Genomic DNA, 5171 nt, shown 5'->3' with positions numbered 1-5171 from the left:
CACGAGCACCCCGCCGGTTTTTTTCCGGCGGGGTGTTTTGTTTGGGATGTGGGTCTGTTTGAGGGTTTCGGGGTTTCAGGTTTTGAGTTTTGCGACGGCGCGCTTGGCCATGACGGTGATGAGGTTTGCGCGGTAGTCGGCGGAGCCGTGGATGTCGGAGATGAGATCGTCGGCATCGGTCGCGACGGAGGCTGCCGCGTCGGGCGTGAAGCTCTGCGACAGCGCCTGTTCCAGCCCCGCGTGGCGGAAGACGCCGTTCGACCCGGCACCCGTCACCGCCACCCGCACGCCGCCGTCGCTGCGCGCCACGAAGACGCCGGCCATCGCATAGCGCGAGGCCGGGTTCGGATATTTGGCATAGGCGCAGGCCGCGCAGGCGGGGATCTCGACGCCCGTCACGATCTCCCCCTCCTCCAGCGCCGTCTCGAACAGGCCGGTGAAGAACTCCTCAGCCTCGATCCGCCGCCGGTCGGTGACGATCGTCGCCCCCAAGGCCAGCATCGCCGCCGGATAGTCCGCCGCCGGGTCATTGTTGGCGATCGACCCGCCGATCGTGCCGCGATGGCGCACATGCGGATCGCCGATATGGCCGGCAAGCTCGGCAAGACCCGGCGCCAGGCGCCGCACGCTCAGTGAGCCGGCAACCTCAGCATGGGTCGTCGCCGCTCCGATCCGCAGGCCCCCACCCGTTTCAGTGATCCCCTTCAGATCGGCGACATGGGTCACGTCGACAAGGTCGGACGGCGCCGCCAGCCGCTGCTTCATCGTCGGCAGCAGGGTCATGCCGCCCGACAGGATCTTGCCGTCCTCGCAAGCGGCGATCTTCGCCGCCGCATCGGCGACGCTCGTCGCCCGGTGATAGGTCGTCTCGTACATCCCGCTCCTCCCTCGCCCGGCAGTCCGGCCGGGCCTCTTGCTCGCCTGCTGCAGCGCCCCCGCGGCCAAGCCGTGCGGGAGCGCCATCCTCAATCAAGATCCTGCGCGGATCGCGCCGCTGCCCTCTTCGGCTGCCCTCTTCGGCAGCCTGTGCCGGTGCAGCGCAGATCACTCCGCTGCTTCTGCCTGCGCAGCGCAGATCACTCCGCTGCTTCTGCCGGCCGGGCCGCCTTCAGTGCCGCCCACACCGCCTGCGGCGTCGCCGGCATCTCCAGCGCGTTCGTCCCGATCGCGTCGGTGACCGCATTGATCACCGCCGGCGGCGAGCCGATCGCCCCGGCCTCGCCGCAGCCCTTCATCCCCAGCGGGTTGCCCGGGCACGCCGTCACCGTCGTCATCAACCGGTAGGACGGCACGTCGTCCGCCCGCGGCATCGTGTAGTCCATGTAGGACGCCGACAGCAGCTGGCCGTCCGCGTCATAGGACGCGTTCTCCAGCAGCGCCTGGCCGATGCCCTGCGTCAGACCGCCATGCACCTGGCCTTCCACGATCATCGGGTTGATGATCGTCCCGAAGTCGTCCGCCGCAACGAAGTCGACGATCTCGACCTTGCCCGTCTCCGGGTCCACCTCCACTTCGCACACATAGGTCCCGGCCGGGAAGGTGAAGTTGGTCGGGTCGTAGAACGCCCCCTCCTTCAGCCCCGGCTCCATGCCGGCGGGAAGGTTGTGCGCCGTATAGGCGGCAAGCGCCACCTGGAAGAACGGCAGTTCCTTGTCCGTGCCGGCCACCTTGAACGTGCCGCCCTCCAGCGCGATGTCTCCTTCCGAGGCCTCCAGCAGATGCGCGGCGATCCGCTTCGCCTTCGCCTCCACCTTGTCCAGCGCCTTGACGATCGCCGACATGCCGACCGCGCCCGAGCGCGAGCCGTAGGTACCCATGCCGAACTGCACCTTGTCCGTGTCGCCATGCACGATCGCCACCGTGTCGAGACCGACGCCGAACCGCTCCGCCACCAGTTGCGCGAAGGTCGTCTCGTGGCCCTGGCCATGGCTGTGCGAGCCCGTCAGAACCTCGATCGTGCCGACCGGGTTCACCCTGACTTCCGCCGATTCCCACAAGCCGACGCCCGCCCCCAGCGAACCGACCGCCTGGCTCGGCGCGATGCCGCAGGCCTCGATATAGCAGGACAGGCCGATGCCGCGCAGCTTGCCCCGCCGCGCCGCCTCCGCCTTGCGCCCCGCAAAGCCGGCATAGTCGATCGCCGACAGCGCCGCCTCCAGCGAGGCATCGTAGTCGCCCGCGTCGTAGCACATGATCACCGGCGTCTGATGCGGGAAGCTCCGGATGAAGTTCGCCCGCCGGAACTCGGCCGGGTCCATCCCAACCTCGCGCGCCGCCGTCTCCATCATCCGCTCAAGCAGATAGGTCGCCTCGGGCCGCCCCGCCCCGCGATAGGCATCCACCGGCACCGTGTTGGTGTAGACCGTCTTCACGTTGCAGTGGATCGCCGGGATCGCATACTGGCCGGACAGAAGCGTCGCGTAGAGATAGGTCGGCACCGACGAGGAGAACAGCGACATATAGGCGCCAAGGTTCGCCACCGTCTTCACCCGCAGCCCGGTGATCCGGTTCTCCGCGTCCAGCGCCATCTCCGCCTGCGAGTAGTGGTCGCGCCCATGCGCGTCCGTCAGGAACGCCTCCGTGCGCTCGCATGTCCACTTCACCGGAACGCCGGTCTTCTTCGACGCCCACAGACACACCATCTCTTCCGGATAGATATAGATCTTCGACCCGAAGCCGCCGCCCACATCCGGTGCAATCACCCTGAGCTTGTGCTCCGGCGCGATGTTGTAGAAGGCCGACAGCACGAGCCGCGCCACATGCGGGTTCTGCGAGGTCGTCCACAGCGTGTAGTGCTCCTCCGCCGTGTCGTACTGGGCCAGCGCTGCGCGCGGCTCCATCGGGTTCGGCACCAGGCGGTTGTTGCGGATCTCCATCCGCGTCACATGCGCTGCCGAGGCGAAGGCCGCCTCGGTCGCCGCAGCATCGCCGATCTCCCAGTCGTAGATCAGGTTGCCCGGCGCTTCCTCGTGCAGTTGCGGCGCCCCCTCCTTCAGCGCCTCCAGCGCATCGACCACGGCGGGAAGCGGCTCGTATTCCACCTCCACCGCATCGGCGGCATCGCGCGCCTGTGCCCGCGTCTCGGCGATCACCACCGCCACCGCCTGGCCGACATGGCGCACATGCTCGCTCTCCAGCGCCCGCCAGGCGCCCATCTTCATCGGGCTGCCGTCCTTGGAGTGGATCATCCAGCCGCAGATCAGGTTGCCGACCCCGTCCGCCACCAGTTCATGGCCGCTGAGGACCGCGATCACCCCCGGCATCGCGCGGGCCGCATCCGCCCCGATCGACACCACCCTGGCATGCGCATGCGGCGAGCGCACGAACACCGCATGCGCCATCCCCGCCACCGTCATGTCGTCCGTGTAGCGGCCCTTGCCGGTGATGAACCGCTTGTCCTCGCGCCGCTGAACCCGCGCGCCGATACCTTCAACCGAACCTGCCATCTCGTCCTCCCTCGCAAGGCCCGCGATGCCCGGCATCCTCCCGCCCGGCACCCGCCCTGCATGCGTTCCTCATGTCGATCGCTTCGACGTGCCAATCGCTTCGAACAGTTCGCTTCGAACAATCTCCCGGCAGGCCCGCCGCATCGCCGTCCCCCCGAACGGCGGCAGGCCCCTTGCCTGGACGGCGGCGCCTCAAACTCCGTCCGGTGGCCTGTCCTGTGGCCCGGCCGGCGGCCTGCCGGCGCCCTGTTCGCGCCTACTCGGCCGCCGTCTTCATCCCCGCCATCGTCGCGCTCGCCGCCGCGATCGCCTTGACGATGTTGTGGTAGCCCGTGCAGCGGCAGATATTGCCCTCAAGCTCGGCCCGGATCGTCGCCTCGTCCAGGGGGCCCCCGCCATGGCGCGCGATCATGTCCACCGCCGCCATGATCATCCCCGGCGTACAGAAGCCGCATTGCAGCCCGTGATGCTCCTTGAACGCCGCCTGCACCGGGTGCAGCTCGCCCCCGGACGCAAGACCCTCGATCGTCGTCACCTCAGACCCCGACGCCTGCGCCGCAAGCATCGTGCAGGACTTCACCGCCTTGCCATCCACATGCACCACGCAGGCCCCGCATTGCGACGTGTCGCAGCCCACATGCGTCCCCGTCAGCCCCAGACCCTCGCGCAGGAACTCAACCAGCAGCGTCCGGTCCTCGACCACCCGCGTCACCGTCCGGCCGTTCACGACCATGCTCACTTCGGCCATGCAAATCCTCCCTCGTTCCACAACAAGGTCCCGTCACTCCCCGCTCGGGGCGGAACCCGCATCTGCAAACCGTTTGCCCAAACCCGGCACCCCGGACACCTGCCCGAGCGCACCTGCCCAAACCCGTGTGCCCAAACCCGTGTACCCGAACGCGCGCCGAGACCAGATCAACCGCCGCCGCCTGCCGGACCCTCGGCGCAACAGCGCGCCCAGATCAGCGTGCCAACCTCAGCGCGCCAACTTCATCGTGTCAGCGCCAGGATCACGATCACAACCGCCAGCGCCGCAAGCCCCCACACCATCGGGCCGCCGAGAAAGCCCCGGCCCGCCGCCGTCTCGACCTCGGTCTCGACCTCGCGTGCCGCCTTCGCGACCCGCTCTTCCACCTCGTGCACCGCGCCAGAGATCGCATCAGAGACCGCCTCGCCGACCTCCTCGGGAAGCCGCGACAGCGCCTCGCTCTTCGCCGCCTCGATCTCGCCCGCATCCGGCTCGTCGAGATCGACAGCGCCGACACCCTCCTGCCCGGCCCCGCCGCCCTCAACGATCTCCTTGAACTTGCCGAAGAACTCGTCCGCCATCTTGCGCGACGTCGACACGATCAAGCGGCTGCCGAGCTGCGCCAGCTTGCCGCCGACCTGCGCCTTCACCGCATAGCGCAGAACCGTCTCCGCCCCCTCCTCGACCAGCGACACATCCGCCGACCCCTTGGCAAAGCCGGCAACCCCGCCCTTGCCCTCGCCGACAATCGTATAGCTCTCGGGCGGGTTCAGGTTCTCAAGCGTCACCGCGCCCTTGAACGTCGCCTTCACAGGACCGATCTTCGCAACGACCGTCGCCGTCATCTCCCGCTCGGAAACCTGCTCCAGCTCCTCGCAGCCGGGAATGCAACGACGCAGAACATCCGCGTCGTTCAGCGCCAACCAAACAGCCCCACGACCCGCCAACAATCGATACTCGCCAACCAAATCCATGGA

Annotated in this window: 4 protein-coding genes; all 4 read right to left on the bottom strand. The window is 68.2% G+C overall.

Annotation, left to right across the window (positions count from 1 at the left end; all coding sequences use genetic code 11):
- Positions 1–75 precede the first annotated feature (75 nt).
- The 4 genes from P2PM1_RS22325 to P2PM1_RS22310 all read right to left on the bottom strand — a co-directional run bounded on the left by P2PM1_RS22325 (position 76) and on the right by P2PM1_RS22310 (position 5168).
- The gene (locus tag P2PM1_RS22325; RefSeq protein WP_186400611.1) at positions 76–876 is read right to left on the bottom strand and encodes a xanthine dehydrogenase family protein subunit M; all 801 of its coding nucleotides are present in this window, start codon (positions 874–876) and stop codon (positions 76–78) included.
- A 200-nt stretch (positions 877–1076) separates the two neighbouring features.
- Positions 1077–3446 carry a xanthine dehydrogenase family protein molybdopterin-binding subunit gene (locus tag P2PM1_RS22320; protein ID WP_186400610.1) on the bottom strand — a complete coding sequence of 790 codons (2370 nt, stop codon included), beginning with the start codon at positions 3444–3446 and terminating at the stop codon, positions 1077–1079.
- A 256-nt stretch (positions 3447–3702) separates the two neighbouring features.
- Positions 3703–4194, bottom strand: coding sequence for a (2Fe-2S)-binding protein (locus P2PM1_RS22315; RefSeq protein ID WP_208985386.1), 492 nt, complete (start codon positions 4192–4194; stop codon positions 3703–3705).
- Positions 4195–4436: 242 nt separating this feature from the next.
- The gene (locus P2PM1_RS22310; protein WP_186400612.1) at positions 4437–5168 is read right to left on the bottom strand and encodes a carbon monoxide dehydrogenase subunit G; all 732 of its coding nucleotides are present in this window, start codon (positions 5166–5168) and stop codon (positions 4437–4439) included.
- Positions 5169–5171: the final 3 nt, after the last annotated feature.

The sequence above is a fragment of the Stappia sp. P2PMeth1 genome (assembly GCF_900185735.1).
Lineage (GTDB): Bacteria > Pseudomonadota > Alphaproteobacteria > Rhizobiales > Stappiaceae > Stappia.
The sequence above is the reverse complement of the archived record's forward strand: the minus strand, read 5'-3'. Positions and strand labels throughout refer to the sequence as shown.

Excerpts from the sequence above, each read along its gene's own strand:
- P2PM1_RS22315 (WP_208985386.1), bottom strand. The coding sequence starts at position 4,194 with ATGGCCGAAGTGAGCATGGTCGTGAACGGCCGGACGGTGACGCGGGTG.
- P2PM1_RS22320 (WP_186400610.1), bottom strand. The coding sequence starts at position 3,446 with ATGGCAGGTTCGGTTGAAGGTATCGGCGCGCGGGTTCAGCGGCGCGAG.
- P2PM1_RS22325 (WP_186400611.1), bottom strand. The coding sequence starts at position 876 with ATGTACGAGACGACCTATCACCGGGCGACGAGCGTCGCCGATGCGGCG.
- P2PM1_RS22310 (WP_186400612.1), bottom strand. The coding sequence starts at position 5,168 with ATGGATTTGGTTGGCGAGTATCGATTGTTGGCGGGTCGTGGGGCTGTT.